At 70.3% G+C, this 13,732-nt stretch carries 14 protein-coding genes and 3 tRNA genes; 8 read left to right on the top strand and 9 right to left on the bottom strand.

The window, feature by feature from the left end; all coding sequences use genetic code 11:
• Positions 1-126: 126 nt before the first annotated feature.
• From QF037_RS24940 to purS, 7 genes are all read right to left on the bottom strand, one after another.
• Complete coding sequence (locus tag QF037_RS24940) at positions 127-579, bottom strand: META domain-containing protein (protein ID WP_307028789.1); 453 nt, start codon at positions 577-579, stop codon at positions 127-129.
• Between the two features lie 49 nt (positions 580-628).
• On the bottom strand, positions 629-1,426 hold the full coding sequence (locus tag QF037_RS24935; protein WP_307028787.1) for a maleylpyruvate isomerase family mycothiol-dependent enzyme: 798 nt from the start codon (positions 1,424-1,426) through the stop codon (positions 629-631).
• 120 nt (positions 1,427-1,546) lie between these two features.
• Positions 1,547-2,371: a M23 family metallopeptidase gene (locus tag QF037_RS24930; protein WP_307028785.1), complete on the bottom strand. Its 825-nt coding sequence runs from the start codon at positions 2,369-2,371 to the stop codon at positions 1,547-1,549.
• Positions 2,372-2,453: 82 nt separating this feature from the next.
• Positions 2,454-2,963, bottom strand: a complete 510-nt coding sequence (locus QF037_RS24925) for an ArsR/SmtB family transcription factor (RefSeq protein WP_307028783.1) — start codon at positions 2,961-2,963, stop codon at positions 2,454-2,456.
• A gap of 134 nt (positions 2,964-3,097) precedes the next feature.
• Positions 3,098-5,356 carry a phosphoribosylformylglycinamidine synthase subunit PurL gene (gene purL, locus QF037_RS24920; protein ID WP_307028781.1) on the bottom strand — a complete coding sequence of 753 codons (2,259 nt, stop codon included), beginning with the start codon at positions 5,354-5,356 and terminating at the stop codon, positions 3,098-3,100.
• Positions 5,353-6,057: a phosphoribosylformylglycinamidine synthase subunit PurQ gene (gene purQ / locus QF037_RS24915; RefSeq protein WP_307028779.1), complete on the bottom strand. Its 705-nt coding sequence runs from the start codon at positions 6,055-6,057 to the stop codon at positions 5,353-5,355. The genes purL and purQ overlap by 4 nt, the downstream gene beginning before the upstream one ends.
• A complete protein-coding gene (gene purS / locus QF037_RS24910) occupies positions 6,054-6,317 on the bottom strand; it encodes a phosphoribosylformylglycinamidine synthase subunit PurS (protein WP_015659417.1) in 264 nt (87 codons plus the stop codon). The genes purQ and purS overlap by 4 nt, the downstream gene beginning before the upstream one ends.
• A 292-nt stretch (positions 6,318-6,609) precedes the next feature.
• On the opposite strand from purS, the gene QF037_RS24905 reads away from it, so the two are divergent.
• From QF037_RS24905 to QF037_RS24870, 8 genes are all read left to right on the top strand, one after another.
• Positions 6,610-6,927 (top strand): histone-like nucleoid-structuring protein Lsr2, encoded by a 318-nt coding sequence (locus QF037_RS24905; RefSeq protein ID WP_307037353.1) that lies wholly within the window; start codon positions 6,610-6,612, stop codon positions 6,925-6,927.
• A 134-nt stretch (positions 6,928-7,061) separates the two neighbouring features.
• Positions 7,062-7,133: transfer RNA gene (locus tag QF037_RS24900), tRNA-Gly, on the top strand.
• Positions 7,134-7,212: 79 nt separating this feature from the next.
• Positions 7,213-7,285 (top strand) — tRNA-Gly (locus QF037_RS24895).
• Positions 7,286-7,415: 130 nt separating this feature from the next.
• Positions 7,416-8,351 (top strand): ABC transporter ATP-binding protein, encoded by a 936-nt coding sequence (locus tag QF037_RS24890; protein WP_307028776.1) that lies wholly within the window; start codon positions 7,416-7,418, stop codon positions 8,349-8,351.
• The gene (locus QF037_RS24885) at positions 8,348-9,124 is read left to right on the top strand and encodes an ABC transporter permease (protein ID WP_307028774.1); all 777 of its coding nucleotides are present in this window, start codon (positions 8,348-8,350) and stop codon (positions 9,122-9,124) included. Before QF037_RS24890 ends, QF037_RS24885 begins: the two co-directional genes overlap by 4 nt.
• A gap of 17 nt (positions 9,125-9,141) precedes the next feature.
• On the top strand, positions 9,142-10,353 hold the full coding sequence (locus QF037_RS24880) for a sensor histidine kinase (RefSeq protein WP_307028772.1): 1,212 nt from the start codon (positions 9,142-9,144) through the stop codon (positions 10,351-10,353).
• Positions 10,350-10,958 carry a response regulator transcription factor gene (locus QF037_RS24875; RefSeq protein WP_307028770.1) on the top strand — a complete coding sequence of 203 codons (609 nt, stop codon included), beginning with the start codon at positions 10,350-10,352 and terminating at the stop codon, positions 10,956-10,958. The genes QF037_RS24880 and QF037_RS24875 overlap by 4 nt, the downstream gene beginning before the upstream one ends.
• Before the next feature lie 22 nt (positions 10,959-10,980).
• A tRNA-Gly gene (locus QF037_RS24870) sits at positions 10,981-11,056 on the top strand.
• A 35-nt stretch (positions 11,057-11,091) separates the two neighbouring features.
• Here QF037_RS24870 and QF037_RS24865 read toward each other — a convergent pair.
• Together QF037_RS24865 and QF037_RS24860 are read right to left on the bottom strand one after the other, a co-directional pair.
• Positions 11,092-11,991 (bottom strand): phosphoribosylaminoimidazolesuccinocarboxamide synthase, encoded by a 900-nt coding sequence (locus QF037_RS24865; protein WP_307028768.1) that lies wholly within the window; start codon positions 11,989-11,991, stop codon positions 11,092-11,094.
• 138 nt (positions 11,992-12,129) lie between these two features.
• A complete protein-coding gene (locus QF037_RS24860; protein WP_307028766.1) occupies positions 12,130-13,635 on the bottom strand; it encodes a N,N-dimethylformamidase beta subunit family domain-containing protein in 1,506 nt (501 codons plus the stop codon).
• Between the last annotated feature and the right edge of the window lie 97 nt (positions 13,636-13,732).

Raw genomic sequence — 13,732 nt, 5'->3', positions numbered from 1 at the left:
GAATTGGGGATACGTGCCTTTGTTGCACCACCGGGCGGCGACCGCTTTGGCGGTTTTTTCGTTTTGGCTGGTCAGCGCGGTGGATCGACGGCCCTCCGGATATATGAGTGAGGTGTCGCACACCTCTCAGCCGGTGGACTCGGCGGCCTCGGTCAGGCGCACGGTGTCTCCGCTCGCGGTGGTGAGCGTGAGGTGGTCGTCGGTGACGGCGGTCTTCAGGGCGCCGCCGACGAGGGTGTCGGCGAGGGTCTGCTCGAAGGTCATGACCGGCTTCTCGCAGGCCATCCTGGTGGTCGTGGCGTGGCTGAGCCGGATGGTGCCGTCCTCGGCGGTGGTGACCTTGGCGTTGAAGTGGTTGCAGCCGTAGTTGCCCGCGGCCTTGCCGTCCTCCAACTCCACGTTCGCCCCGTCCGGTGCCTTGTGGGTCTTGCCGTCCACGGTGACGCTGTCGACGCTCCAGTGGACGCCGGTGACGGGTTTCTCGGCGTCGACCGAACCGCTGCCCGCCTTGTCGGTGCCGCACGCCGCGGCGAGCGGGAGCACGGTCAGGACCACGAGGATCAGTCGCTGTTTATCCATGCCGATGGGACGGGAGGGACGGAAGACCGGTTCCTTGCCGGCGACCGGTTCACCCCATCAGGGGCAGCAATCCGCCGAGATCCGCCCGTTCCCCGCTGGCACTGACCTTCGCGTCCTCGATCGCCTCCGGCCACGCCACCCGTCCGGTCGCGAGCCGGATCCAGGTCAGCGGGTCGGTCTCGACGACGTTGGGCGGGGTGCCTCGGGTGTGGCGGAGCCCCTCGACGCACTGCACGACGGCGTACGGCGGGATCCGCACCTCGGTCGAGCCGCCGGGGGCCTTCGCGGCGAGGGCGTCGGCGAGGAGGCGGGTGCAGGCGGCCAGGGCCTGGCGGTCGTACGGGATGTCCAGGCCCGGCACGGCGACGTTCAGGTCGTCGGTGTGGACGACGAGTTCGACGGTGCGGGTGACCAGGTAGTCGGCGAGGGTCATGGCGCCGGTGCGGCTGCCGATGAGGCGGTCGCCGGGGGTCTGCGCGAGCTTGTGCGCGAAGCGGTCCTCGGTGTCGGCGTACAGGGCGTCGAGGTCGGGGTGGGCGGCGGCGAGGTCGCGGGTGCCGTCGTCGATGTCGTCCGCCCGGGGGGCGGTGGTGGAGGGCCACTCCAGGAGGGTCAGTGCGGGCTTCTCCGGCTCGTCGCGCTCCAGGCCGCGGCTGATGGCGTCGACGGCCATCGTGATGTGCGCGGCCAGCTCGCGGACGGTCCAGTCACCGAGGCGGGTGGGACTCGCGAGCTGCTCCTCGCTCAGCGTGCCGACGGCCTGCCGTACGTGCCCGAACTGGGTGAGTACCGCGGTGCGGATCTTCGCGGAGTCGTAGGTGCGGGCGCGCTTCTTGGCCGGTGGCATGTGATCAAGCCTAGGCGCTCCGTTGGAAGGTCGGTGCTGAAGCTGCGGGCCGGGCTGTTCGCGCCCACGCGGTGGAGCCGCATGTCGATACAGCCCCGCCCTGGACTTCGCCAAGGCCGCTCAGGCGGGCCGGCTGCTCGGCACGGGGGCGTCGAAGATCTCGCGGTTGCGGGGGACGCCGAGGCCCCGCCAGGTGAAGGGGAGGCCGCGGGCGGTGTCCGGGTCGGGGCCGTCCATGAGCTGGAAGTGCAGGTGGGGTTCGGAGGAGTTGCCGGAGTTCCCGCACTGGGCGAGCGGCTGCCCGGCGCGCACCTTCTCCCCCTCGGCGACGGTGAGGGAGCCGCGGCGCAGATGGGCGTAGAGCGCGAAGGTGCCGTCGCCGAGGTCGAGCACCACGTGGTTGCCGACGATCCGCCCGACGCCGCCCATCTCGCGCACCGATCCCTCGACGAGCATCAGGTAGATCAGGCCGGGCAGGGACGTGCGGCTGAGATGGTCGCGGTGCTCGTCGACGGCCCGCACGACGGTGGCGTCGGCGACGGCGAGAAGAGGGGCGCCGAAGCCGGGGAAGTCTCCGTTGCGGCGGGCGAGGGGCCACAGGGCGTGGAAGCCGGGGCGGGCGCCAGGCTCGGGTTCGGCCACGATGTCGATGGCGTACGTCTGTCCGTAGGCGTGGGTGCCGTGACTCGGGGTGCGGTCGGCGGGGCTGTTCAGCGCGGACCAGCGGCCGGTGACGGGTGGGGCGACCTCGCGGGCGTGGGCGGTCCCGATGCCCTTGCGGCTCTGCCGGTTCACCACGGCGATCAGGACGTACGCCGCCGCCAGGACCAGGAAGTTCCACCAGCCCGGGTACGGCAGGCCAGGCCAGAGGCTCGCGATCACCAGGGCGACGAAGGCGATCTGCAGTAAGCGGAAGGTCGTCATGGCGAACTTGCGTGCGGACATCGCTCCCCCAGGGATCACAGGTATCGGGGCGGGTTTGGGAGTCAGGGCAGGATCGGCAGCGGCATCAGGGCGGGCCTGCGGATCACGGCAGGCTTGCGGACAGCGCCACCAGGAGTGGTACGACGCGGGTGCCCGGCACCTCGTAACGGCCGCGTCCCTTGGTGTGCAGCCAGCCGGCGGCGGTGAGCTGGCGCAGGTGGTGGTAGATCTGGCCGGTCGTGCCGAGGTCGTCCAGCTCGGCCAGTTCGGCGGCGGTGCGGCGGCCGCCGAAGATCTCCTTGAGGAGCCGCAGCCGGACGGGGTGGCCGAGCGCCGCGAACGACTCGGCGGCCGGCGTCCAGTCCCCGTCCAGCAGCTCGTCGGTCAGGGCGCCCTGCTGCCAGACGTATCGCTCGCCGGAGATCATCCGGACGGCGCCGGTGAACAGCACGCCACCGGCCTCGGCACCCAGCGCGGCCAGCTGCTCCTTGAGCGTCTCCAGGGCCCAGAAGCCGCCCTCACCGAGGCGGGGTCCGGGCACGGGCGCTGCTGCGGTGCCTTCCAGCGCGGCGACGCGGCGCTCCAACTCGGCGACACGCTCGTCCAGTCCCATACGCCCGATCGTACGGAACTACGTAATTGCGTCAACCCTTGGGTTGCTTGACGCAGTTCACCAGCGGCAGCCGTGAACACGCGTGAAGGCCCCGGCCGTTGGGAACGGACGGGGCCTTCGACGCCGTAGAGCCGCTAAGCCAGCAGCGCCGGGATCGTCTCCTCGTGCGCCGTGCGCAGCTCCTCCAGGGACAGCTCGAACTCGCCCTGGAGCTCGACCGTGTCCCCGTCCACGACCCCGATGCGGGTGACCGGCAGGCCGCGCGCACCGCACATGTCGTTGAAGCGGAGCTCCTCGGAGCGCGGCACGGCGACGACCGCGCGTCCCGCCGACTCGGAGAAGAGGAGGGTGAAGGCGTCGAGCCCGTCCGGTACGACCAGACGCGCGCCCTTGCCGCCGAGCAGCGCCGACTCCACGACCGCCTGGATCAGGCCGCCGTCGGAGAGGTCGTGCGCGGAGTCGATCATGCCGTCGCGGGAGGCGGAGATCAGGATCTCGGCCAGCAGCCGCTCACGCTCCAGGTCGACCTTCGGGGGGAGGCCGCCGAGGTGGTCGTGGACGACCTGGGACCAGGCCGAGCCGCCGAACTCCTCACGCGTGTCGCCGAGGAGGTACAGCAGCTGGCCCTCCTCCTGGAAGGCGACCGGCGTGCGGCGCGCCACGTCGTCGATGACGCCCAGGACCGCGACCACCGGGGTGGGGTGGATGGCCACCTCGCCCGTCTGGTTGTAGAGGGAGACATTGCCGCCGGTCACCGGGGTGCCCAACTGCTGGCAGGCGTCGGCCAGTCCACGGATGGCCTCGGCGAACTGCCACATGACGGCCGGGTCCTCGGGCGAGCCGAAGTTCAGGCAGTCCGACACCGCGAGCGGCTTGGCTCCCGTCGTGGCGACGTTGCGGTAGGCCTCCGACAGAGCCAGCTGGGCGCCCGCGTAGGGGTCCAGCTTCGCGTAGCGGCCATTGCCGTCCGTCGCGATGGCGACGCCGAGGCCGGTCTCCTCGTCGATGCGGATCATGCCCGAGTCCTCGGGCTGGGCCAGCACCGTGTTGCCCTGCACGAAGTGGTCGTACTGCGAGGTGATCCACTTCTTGGAGGCCTGGTTGGGCGAGCTCACCAGCTGGAGGACCTGCTGCTTGAGCTCGTCGCTCGAAGCGGGCCGCGGCAGCTTGTTCGCGTCGTCCGCCTGGAGCTCGTCCTGCCAGGACGGGCGGGCGTAGGGGCGCTCGTAGACCGGGCCGTCGTGTGCGACCGTGCGCGGGTCGACGTCGACGATCTTGCCGCCGTGCCAGTAGATCTCCAGGCGGTCGCCGTCGGTCACCTCACCGATGACGGTGGCGATGACGTCCCACTTCTCGCAGATCTCCAGGAACCGGTCGACCTTCTCCGGCTCGACGACCGCGCACATGCGTTCCTGCGACTCGCTCATGAGGATTTCCTCGGGCGAGAGCGTGGAGTCACGCAGCGGTACGTCGTCCAGCGTCACGCGCATGCCGCCGGAGCCGTTGGAGGCCAGCTCGGAGGTGGCACAGGACAGACCGGCCGCGCCGAGGTCCTGGATGCCGACGACCAGCTTCTCCTTGAAGGCCTCCAGGGTGCACTCGATGAGGAGCTTCTCCTGGAAGGGGTCGCCGACCTGGACGGCGGGGCGCTTCGAGGGCTTGGCGTCGTCGAAGGTCTCGGAGGCCAGGATCGAGGCGCCGCCGATACCGTCACCGCCGGTCCGGGCCCCGTACAGGATGACCTTGTTGCCCGAGCCGGACGCCTTCGCGAGGTGGATGTCCTCGTGCCGCATGACGCCGATGGCACCGGCGTTGACCAGCGGGTTGCCCTGGTAGCAGGAGTCGAAGACGACCTCGCCGCCGATGTTGGGCAGGCCGAGGCAGTTGCCGTAGCCGCCGATGCCCGCGACGACACCCGGCAGCACGCGCTTGGTGTCGGGGTGGTCGGCCGCGCCGAACCGCAGCGGGTCCACGACCGCGACCGGGCGCGCGCCCATCGCGATGATGTCGCGGACGATGCCTCCGACACCGGTGGCCGCACCCTGGTAGGGCTCGACGTAGGACGGGTGGTTGTGCGACTCGACCTTGAAGGTGACCGCGTAGCCCTGGCCGACGTCCACGACGCCCGCGTTCTCGCCGATGCCCACGAGCAGCGCGTCGGACTGGGGGGCCTTCTCGCCGAACTGGCGGAGGTGGACCTTCGAGGACTTGTAGGAGCAGTGCTCGGACCACATGACCGAGTACATGGCGAGCTCGGCACCGGTGGGCCGGCGGCCGAGGATCTCCACGACCCGCTCGTACTCGTCCTTCTTCAGACCGAGTTCGGCCCAGGGCAGCTCGACGTCGGGGGTCGCGGCCGCGTGCTCGACCGTGTCCAGAGGCGTCCGGCTCATGCGTTGACCAGCTTCTTGAGGATCGAGGTGAAGAAGGGGAGGCCGTCGGTGCGGCCGGAGCCGATGAGCGGCTCGACGGCGTGCTCCGGGTGCGGCATGAGGCCTACGACGTTCCCGGCCTCGTTGGTGATGCCGGCGATGTCGCGGAGCGAGCCGTTCGGGTTTCCGTATCCATCAGCGGCTTCGCCGCGGGCGACGTACCGGAAGGCGACACGGCCCTCGGCCTCGAGCTTGTCGAGGGTGTACTCGTCGGCGACGTACCGGCCGTCCATATTCTTCAGCGGGATGTGGATCTCCTGGCCGGACTCGTAGTCGGCCGTCCAGGCGGTCTCCGCGTTCTCCACCCGCAGCTTCTGGTCGCGGCAGATGAAGTGGAGGTGGTCGTTGCCGAGCATCCCGCCCGGGAGGAGGTGGGCCTCGGTGAGGATCTGGAACCCGTTGCAGATACCGAGGACCGGGAGCCCGGCCTTCGCCTGCTCGATGACCGTCTCCATCACGGGCGAGAAGCGGGAGATGGCGCCGGCCCGCAGATAGTCGCCGTAGGAGAAACCGCCGGGCAGCACCACGGCGTCGACCTGGTGGAGGTCCTTGTCCTTGTGCCAGAGGGCGACCGGTTCGGCACCCGCGAGGCGGATCGCGCGCTGGGTGTCCCGGTCGTCGAGACTCCCCGGGAAAGTGACGACGCCAATACGAGCGGTCACTTCGCGGCCTCCGCGACTTCTTCCACCTTCACGGTGAAGTCCTCGATCACGGTGTTGGCGAGGAAGGATTCCGCAAGATCGTGGATGCGGGCGAGCGCGGCCTCGTCGACCGGTCCGTCAACTTCCAGTTCGAATCGCTTTCCCTGACGTACGTCGGAGATGCCTTCGAAACCCAGACGCGGCAGTGCGCGCTGCACCGCCTGGCCCTGGGGGTCGAGGATCTCCGGCTTGAGCATGACGTCGACTACGACGCGTGCCACTGGCACTCCCGGTGTGTGGTGCTGAGCAAGGTTCCTGAAGGGCTCTGTCCAACAGTGTCTTCAGACTACCCGCACAAAATTTCTACGCGCGTCGACTTGTAGGAAGCTACGTGACTGCCGTCACGATCCGGTATCAACGGCTGTGTTCACGAAAATTTCCAGGAAAGATCCCCGATCGACACCCGATACCTATTGCGCTCAGACACGCGGAAGGATTTAGTCGGGCTTCCCATTGCATTGTCGGGCACTGTACAAATGAATTGGCAAGTGCCGTATGAAGGGACCGATATTCGTGGCGCAGAAGGTCGTGGTCACTCTCTCTGACGACATCGACGGCTCGGAAGCGGCGGAAACGATCGCCTTCGGACTTGATGGCAAGTCGTACGAGATCGACCTGAATCAAGCGAATGCCAAGAAACTGCGTGAGGCGCTCGAGCCCTACGTGGACGCCGGCCGCAAGCGGTCGAAGTCCGGCAAGGCCTACCGGCAGACGGAGGTCGCCCCCGACCCGGCGGCCGTCCGCGCCTGGGCCCAGGCGAACAAGATGGACGTGCCCGCGCGCGGCCGTATCCCCAAGAAGGTCTACGAGGCGTTCGCCGCGGCGCAGTGACAGCTCACAGGGCGTGCTCAGGGTCCGTCAGCGGGCCCTGAGCGCAACCGACTTGCGTTGCACCCCACCTGGTCGGCTAGAGTCTGGAGCACGCCGAGGGGCGGGGACGCAAAAGCCCAGCCCACGGAGTACATGCGGGTGTAGTTCAGTAGCAGAACATCCCCCTTCCAGGGGGAAGGCGCAGTGTGCAATTCCTGTCACCCGCTCTGCACCACCATCTGGCCACTGTTGTGGATCAGGTAGGATGGTGTCCGCGCCGATCGGTGAGAGCCGGTCGGAGGCAATGCGAACGTAGCTCAGTTGGTAGAGCGCAACCTTGCCAAGGTTGAGGTCGCGAGTTCGAACCTCGTCGTTCGCTCTTGATGCGAAGGCCCCCCCGGCTTCTGTCGGGGGGCTTTTCCGTTGGTTGGCGTACCCCTGACATCTGTCATGCCGAGCGATGACAGCGCGCACTGCTTCCGGGCCCGGGGCACCGAGATGCTTGAACCATGAACACGAACGTGATTGAGGTCACCGACCTGCGACGCGTCTACGGGGGCGGGTTCGAAGCGGTCCGCGGAATCAGCTTCTCCGTGGACCGGGGCGAGATCTTCGCACTGCTCGGCACCAACGGAGCCGGCAAGACATCGACCGTGGAACTCCTGGAGGGGCTCGCCCGGCCGACCGACGGCCGGGCACGGGTCCTCGGACACGATCCCTACGAGGAGCGGGCCGTCGTCAGGCCGCGCACCGGCGTGATGCTCCAGGAGGGCGGATTCCCGTCCGAGCTCACCGTCGCCGAGACCGCCCGGATGTGGGCGGGATGCGTGAGCGGGGCGCGGCCCGCACGGGAGGCGCTGGAGCTCGTCGGGCTCGCGCGGCGGGCCGACGTACGGGTGAAGCAGCTGTCCGGCGGTGAGCGGCGGCGCCTGGACCTGGCGCTCGCACTGCTCGGGAACCCGGAGGTGCTGTTCCTGGACGAGCCGACGACCGGGCTCGACGCCGAAGGGCGCCGGGACACCTGGGAGCTGGTCCGGGCGCTGCGCGACGGCGGTACTACGGTGCTGCTGACCACGCACTACCTGGAGGAGGCCGAGGGCCTCGCCGACCGGCTCGCCATCCTGCACGAGGGGCGGATCGCGGTCACCGGGACACCGGCCGAGGTGACGGCCGGACAGCCCTCGCGGATCTCCTTCGAACTGCCCGAGGAGTACTTCGTGGGCGATCTGCCGCCGCTCGGAGAGCTGGGGGTGCTGTCCCACGAGGTCGACGGCCGGGTCGTACGGCTGCGGACGCGGGAGTTGCAGCGCGCGGCGACGGGGCTGCTGGTGTGGGCTTCGGGGGCGGGGATCGAGCTGCGGGGGCTCGATGTGCGGTCGGCTTCGCTGGAAGAGGCGTTCCTCGGGATCGCGCAGGGGTTCCAGACGAAGGAGAATGTGGCATGAGCGGGACGATCACCACCCCGGCGGGCCGGCTGACAGCGCTGGCCCGCGCCGAGGCGACACTGCTCGGACGCAGCAGGGGAACACTCGTAGCGGCTCTGTTCGTACCGCTGGTCCTTCCGTTCAGCGTGTGGTCGGCGACCAAGGACATGGACCTCGAGAAGTCCGGCCTCACTCCCGGCACCGTCGTCCTGCCCGCCGCCATCGGGTTCTCGCTGATCTTCGCGGTGTACGGAGCGCTCGTCGGTGTCTTCACCGCCCGGCGCGAGGAACTCGTCCTCAAGCGGCTGCGCACCGGTGAACTGCGGGACAACGAGATCCTCGCGGGATCCGCCCTCCCGGCCGTCGTCACGGGCCTCGCGCAGTCCGTCCTCCTGGCGGTCGGCTGCACGGTCCTGCTCGACGTCCCCGCGCCCCGCGCGCCCCATCTCGCGGTGCTGGCACTGCTCCTGGGGCTCGTGCTGTGCGCCCTGCTCGCGGCGGTGACCTCGGCGTTCACCCGCACCACCGAGAGCGCCCAGGTCACCACGCTGCCCATGATGTTCGTCTCGATGCTCGGCTCCGGCATGGCCGTCCCGCTGGAGGTCCTGCCCGACCGCATGGCGTCGGTGTGCGAGCTGCTGCCGCTGACTCCGGTGATCACGCTGGTCCGCGGCGGCTGGACCGGAGAGCTGTCGGCGTACGAGACCCTCGGACCGGTGCTGACCGCCCTGGCCTGGACGGTCCTCGGCGTGTTTGCTGTACGACGGTGGTTCCGCTGGGAACCCAGGCGCTGACACAGGGGGAGCACAACATGCGCAAGGCGGGGGGCTGGTGGCGGCGCAAGAGCACGCCGGCGAAGGTCGAGACGTACACCCGGTGGTCGTTCCACTCCTTCGCGGTGATCGAGGTTCTGGCTCTCGCGCCCACGGCGGGCACCGTCGGGTCCCGGATGGGCGTCTGGCTGATGCTCATGGTGTGCGTGCACGCGGTGGTCTGCGGCCTGACCGTGTCACGGGCGCTGGACTGGGTGCGGGGCCGCCGTGAGCAGCCCGTACGGCTGCTGTGGACGCTCGGCGCCGTCAGCGCGGCAACCGCCGTCACCTCCCTCGTCATCTCCGGGCACGGTCCGGGCGGGGACGACGTCGACTCCGCGGCGGGAGGGGTCTTCGGCGTCGTACTGACCTACGGGGCGGGCGTGATCGCGCTCGGGGTGCGCAGCAGGCGGCGCGTGTTCGCGACCGTCGGGGGCTTCGCGGCGGGCGCGGCGCTCGTGGGGTTCCCGCTGGGTGTGCCTGCCCTCGCGGCCCTGGTCAGCGGAGTCGCGGTGCTGTTCGGCGGCGGGTTCGTCGCCTTCGCCGCCGCCTTCTCCGTCTGGCTGCTCAAGGCCGTCTACGAACTCGACGAGGCCCGCGAGAGCCGGGCCCGGCTCGCCGTCGCCGAGGAGCGGCTGCGGTTCGGGCGCGATCTGCACGACGTCATGGGGCGCAACCTCGCGGTGATCGCCCTGAAGAGCGAGCTGGCCGTACAGCTGGCGCGGCGCGGGCGGCCCGAGGCCGAGGAGCAGATGGTCGAGGTGCAGCGCATCGCGCAGGAGTCGCAGCGCGAGGTGCGCGATGTCGTACGGGGGTATCGGGAGGCCGACCTCGGGGTCGAACTCACCGGTGCGCAGGGCGTGTTGGAGGCGGCGGGGATTCGCTGCGAGGTGTCCGGGGAGGCGGCCGGGCTGCCGGTGGACGTGCAGTCGGCGCTCGGGTGGGTCGTGCGGGAGGCCACGACCAATGTGCTGCGCCACGGGGATGCCGGACGGTGCGCGGTGGATGTGCGGGTGACGCGCGAGTGCGTGGTGCTGAAGGTGGAGAACGACGGGGTGGCCGCGCCGTCCGGCCCCGGAGGCTCGGGGCTGGCCGGGCTGCGGGAGCGGCTGGCAGCGGTGGACGGGACGTTGGAGGCGGGGCCCGTGGGTGACGGTGTGTTCAGAGTGGTGGCCTCCGTGCCGCTGCGGGTGAGTGAGGTCATGGCATGACGGTGCGACTGCTGCTCGCCGACGACGAGCATCTGATCCGGGGCGCGCTCGCGGCGCTGCTCGCGCTGGAGGACGACCTGGTGATCGTCGCCGAGGCGGCGTCCGGTCCCGAGGCGCTGGCGATGGCGAAGGCGCACGCTCCCGACGTCGCCGTACTGGATCTCCAGATGCCTGGCGCCGACGGTGTGAAGGTCGCCACATCCCTGCGCACCGAACTGCCCGGCTGCAAGGTGCTGATCGTGACCAGCCACGGTCGGCCCGGGCATCTCAAGCGGGCCCTTGGGGCCGGTGTGCGCGGGTTCGTCCCGAAGACGGTCAGCGCGCAGCGGCTCGCGGAGATCATCCGCACGGTGCATGCCGGAAACCGCTACGTCGACCCGGAGTTGGCCGCCGACGCGATCTCCGCCGGGGACTCACCGCTGACCGCGCGCGAGGCCGAGGTACTGGAACTCGCCGCCGACGGGGCGCCTGTCGCGGAGATCGCCGAGCGGGCCGCGCTGTCGCAGGGGACCGTGCGGAACTATCTGTCCTCGGCGGTGTCGAAGCTCGGGGCGGAGAACCGCCATGCGGCGGTGCGGCTCGCGCGGGAGCGAGGTTGGGTATAGTGGTTCTCGCGCCACGGCGCATGCGAACGTAGCTCAGTTGGTAGAGCGCAACCTTGCCAAGGTTGAGGTCGCGAGTTCGAACCTCGTCGTTCGCTCCATGTGAAAGCCCCCGGTTTCCCGGGGGCTTTTCGCGTTACGACCAGCTGGTGCCGGTCAGTCGCTCGTACGCCTCGACGTACTTGGCGCGGGTCCGGTCCACGACCTCCTGCGGCAGCGGCGGCGGGGGCTGCTCGCTCTTGCGGTCCCAGCCGGACTCCGCCGAGGTCAGCCAGTCGCGCACGAACTGTTTGTCGTACGAGGGCTGCGCGCGGCCCGGCTCCCACTGGTCGACCGGCCAGAAGCGGGAGGAGTCCGGGGTGAGGACCTCGTCGCCGATGACGAGGGTGTCGCCGTCGAAGCCGAACTCGAACTTGGTGTCCGCGAGGATGATGCCCCGGTCGCGGGCGATGTCCCGGCCCCGCGAGTAAACGGCGAGGGTGGCCTGGCGCAGCCGGGCGGCGGTGTCGGCTCCGACCTGGCGGGCGACCTCCTCGTAGGAGACGTTCTCGTCGTGCTCGCCGACCGCGGCCTTGGTGGCCGGGGTGAAGATCGGGGCGGGGAGTTCGCTGCCGTCGGCCAGGCCCTCGGGCAGAGCGAGACCGCAGACCGTGCGGGACTCGTTGTACTCGAGGAGACCCGAGCCGGTGAGGTAGCCGCGGGCGACGGCTTCCACCGGGACCATCTGGAGCGACTTGCAGACGAGGGTGCGGCCCGCCCAGTCTGCCGGGGCGCCCTCGGGCAGTTCGGTGCTCAGGACGTGGTTGGGGATCAGGTCCCGCAGCTGGTCGAACCACCACAGGGAGAGCTGGGTGAGGATGCTGCCCTTGTCGGGGATCTCGGTCGGCAGCACCCAGTCGAAGGCGGACATGCGGTCGCTGGCGACCATCACGAGGTCGCCCGCCTCGTTCTGGTACAGCTCACGCACCTTGCCGGTGTGGAGGTGCACCAGGCCCGGAACCTGAATCGGCTCGGGCTTTTCTACGAATCCGGACACGGTTCCTCCCCGTGGTTGAACAAAAGGGGCGCCCGCAGGGCTCGAACAGGGTGGTGGTGGGAGACGGGCGGGCCACTCGATTGTCCCGTATCGGGACCCTGGCCAGGGACAGGGGGTCGGTGGCTGTGGCGTACGGGGTCAGTCGCGCTTGCAGATGTGGTCCAGCAGATTGGCGGTGGCGCGCTGGACTCGGGGGTCCACATGTCCGGGGCGGTCCAGGGACGGGGACCACGCGAAGGTGCCGGACGCGAAGACCAGGGCGCCCGAGGGGGCGCGGTAGAGGGAGGTCTCCTGGTGGCGGAGAGCGCCCTCGGTGTCGGCGTACGGGGAGTGGGCGAGCAGGATGCGGTCGTCGTGCTCGGGGAGCGGGGTGCGCGGGAAGTAGCGGTCGGCCTCGCCCGCGACCAGTCCCTGGATCTCGTCGCCCTCGTGGGCGCCGGTGGCCTCCCAGAGCCAGTGGTCGGCATTGCGCACGATCAGCGGGTGGGGGTCGGGGACCCGGCCCGCGTACTGGATGCCGACCACCTGCTGCTCGGGGCGGTCGACCTCGCGCCACAGCACCGGCCGGCCCGGGCCCCTGCGCTTGCGGCAGGTCAGGAGGCGGTCGGGGGCACCGGACGGGGACGGGCCCAACTCCACCTGCCAGTACATGGTGTTGGCGGAGAGGAAGACCAGCGATGTGCCGTGGTCTCGGGCGCGCTCCACGGTGCGGCGCATGTTCGCCGACCAGTACTCGTCGTGGCCCGGGAAGACCAGGCCCCGGTAGCGCGTGGGGTCGACGCGGCCGGAGTGCAGGTCGCGGGCGTCGGCGTAGGCCAGGTCGTAGCCGTAGCGCTCGGCGAAGCGGATGAAGTCGTAGGCGTGGCCCACGTGCAGGGGGAGGCCCGCCCCGGCGTACGGGCGGTCGAAGGAGACGGTCGTGGCGGCGTCGGACTCGCCCAGCAGACCGCCCTCCTCGTCCCAGGCGTGGTAGAGGCTGGCGCCCGTGCGGCCGTCCTCCGGGTAGAGGTTGTACGCCTGCCAGGTGACGTCCGGCAGGAGGAGCAGCAGGTCCGCCGGGTGGTCGTGGCGGACGGTGAACGGCACGTGGGAGCGGTAGCCGTCGGCGGTGGTCAGGACGGCCACGTACGCCCCGACGCTCCAGAAGGAGGGGATCTGCAGGCGCCAGCTCAGCCACCAGTGGTGGCAGGAGACCGTGCGGTCCGCGGTGAGCGGCGGGGGCTGAACGATGCCCGAGAGACGGGGGCTGGTGGTGATCTTGGCGGCGCCGTCACCGCCGTAGTGACCGATGCGGTACACGTCGACGCCGAACTCCTGGGGCGGGTCGACCGTGATGTGGAAGTCGATGGCCTCGCCAGGGGCGACCGCGCCGGCCGAGGTGAAGCCCTTGATCTGGCGGCGCACGTCGTCCGCGGCACGGGGGCCGCCGGCGGTGCGGGGGGCCGGAATGCGAGCGCCGTCGGTCCGGGCGCCGGCGGGGGCCGGCTGCGGGGATCCGTCCACGTACCAGGGGACCACCTGGCCGGTGCCGTCGAAGTACGTCTCGTCGCCGCGGAGCCAGGGCACGGGGCCCTGGCCGAAGGGGTCCGTCACCGCGTGCGCCAGCGCTCCCGACTCCCAGCGGCGGATCTGCTCCGACCCCATGGCTGCTCCCCTCCCTCGCGCCCCGTGTGCGAATGCGGTCGTCCGTTCGTACTTCTGACGCCCGTCCTATGTCGCAAGCCCTTGCCATACGCCCGAT

It is taken from the genome of Streptomyces canus (genome assembly GCF_030815415.1).
Taxonomy (GTDB): domain Bacteria; phylum Actinomycetota; class Actinomycetes; order Streptomycetales; family Streptomycetaceae; genus Streptomyces; species Streptomyces canus_F.
The sequence above is the reverse complement of the archived record's forward strand: the minus strand, read 5'-3'. Positions and strand labels throughout refer to the sequence as shown.

What these genes read in the sequence shown, in the direction of transcription:
- QF037_RS24860 (WP_307028766.1), bottom strand. Translation starts at nt 13,635, where the DNA reads ATGGGGTCGGAGCAGATCCGCCGCTGGGAGTCGGGAGCGCTGGCGCAC.
- QF037_RS24890 (WP_307028776.1), top strand. Translation starts at nt 7,416, where the DNA reads ATGAACACGAACGTGATTGAGGTCACCGACCTGCGACGCGTCTACGGG.
- purL (WP_307028781.1), bottom strand. Translation starts at nt 5,356, where the DNA reads ATGAGCCGGACGCCTCTGGACACGGTCGAGCACGCGGCCGCGACCCCC.
- QF037_RS24875 (WP_307028770.1), top strand. Translation starts at nt 10,350, where the DNA reads ATGACGGTGCGACTGCTGCTCGCCGACGACGAGCATCTGATCCGGGGC.
- QF037_RS24925 (WP_307028783.1), bottom strand. Translation starts at nt 2,963, where the DNA reads ATGGGACTGGACGAGCGTGTCGCCGAGTTGGAGCGCCGCGTCGCCGCG.
- QF037_RS24935 (WP_307028787.1), bottom strand. Translation starts at nt 1,426, where the DNA reads ATGCCACCGGCCAAGAAGCGCGCCCGCACCTACGACTCCGCGAAGATC.
- QF037_RS24930 (WP_307028785.1), bottom strand. Translation starts at nt 2,371, where the DNA reads ATGTCCGCACGCAAGTTCGCCATGACGACCTTCCGCTTACTGCAGATC.
- QF037_RS24880 (WP_307028772.1), top strand. Translation starts at nt 9,142, where the DNA reads ATGCGCAAGGCGGGGGGCTGGTGGCGGCGCAAGAGCACGCCGGCGAAG.
- QF037_RS24885 (WP_307028774.1), top strand. Translation starts at nt 8,348, where the DNA reads ATGAGCGGGACGATCACCACCCCGGCGGGCCGGCTGACAGCGCTGGCC.
- QF037_RS24940 (WP_307028789.1), bottom strand. Translation starts at nt 579, where the DNA reads ATGGATAAACAGCGACTGATCCTCGTGGTCCTGACCGTGCTCCCGCTC.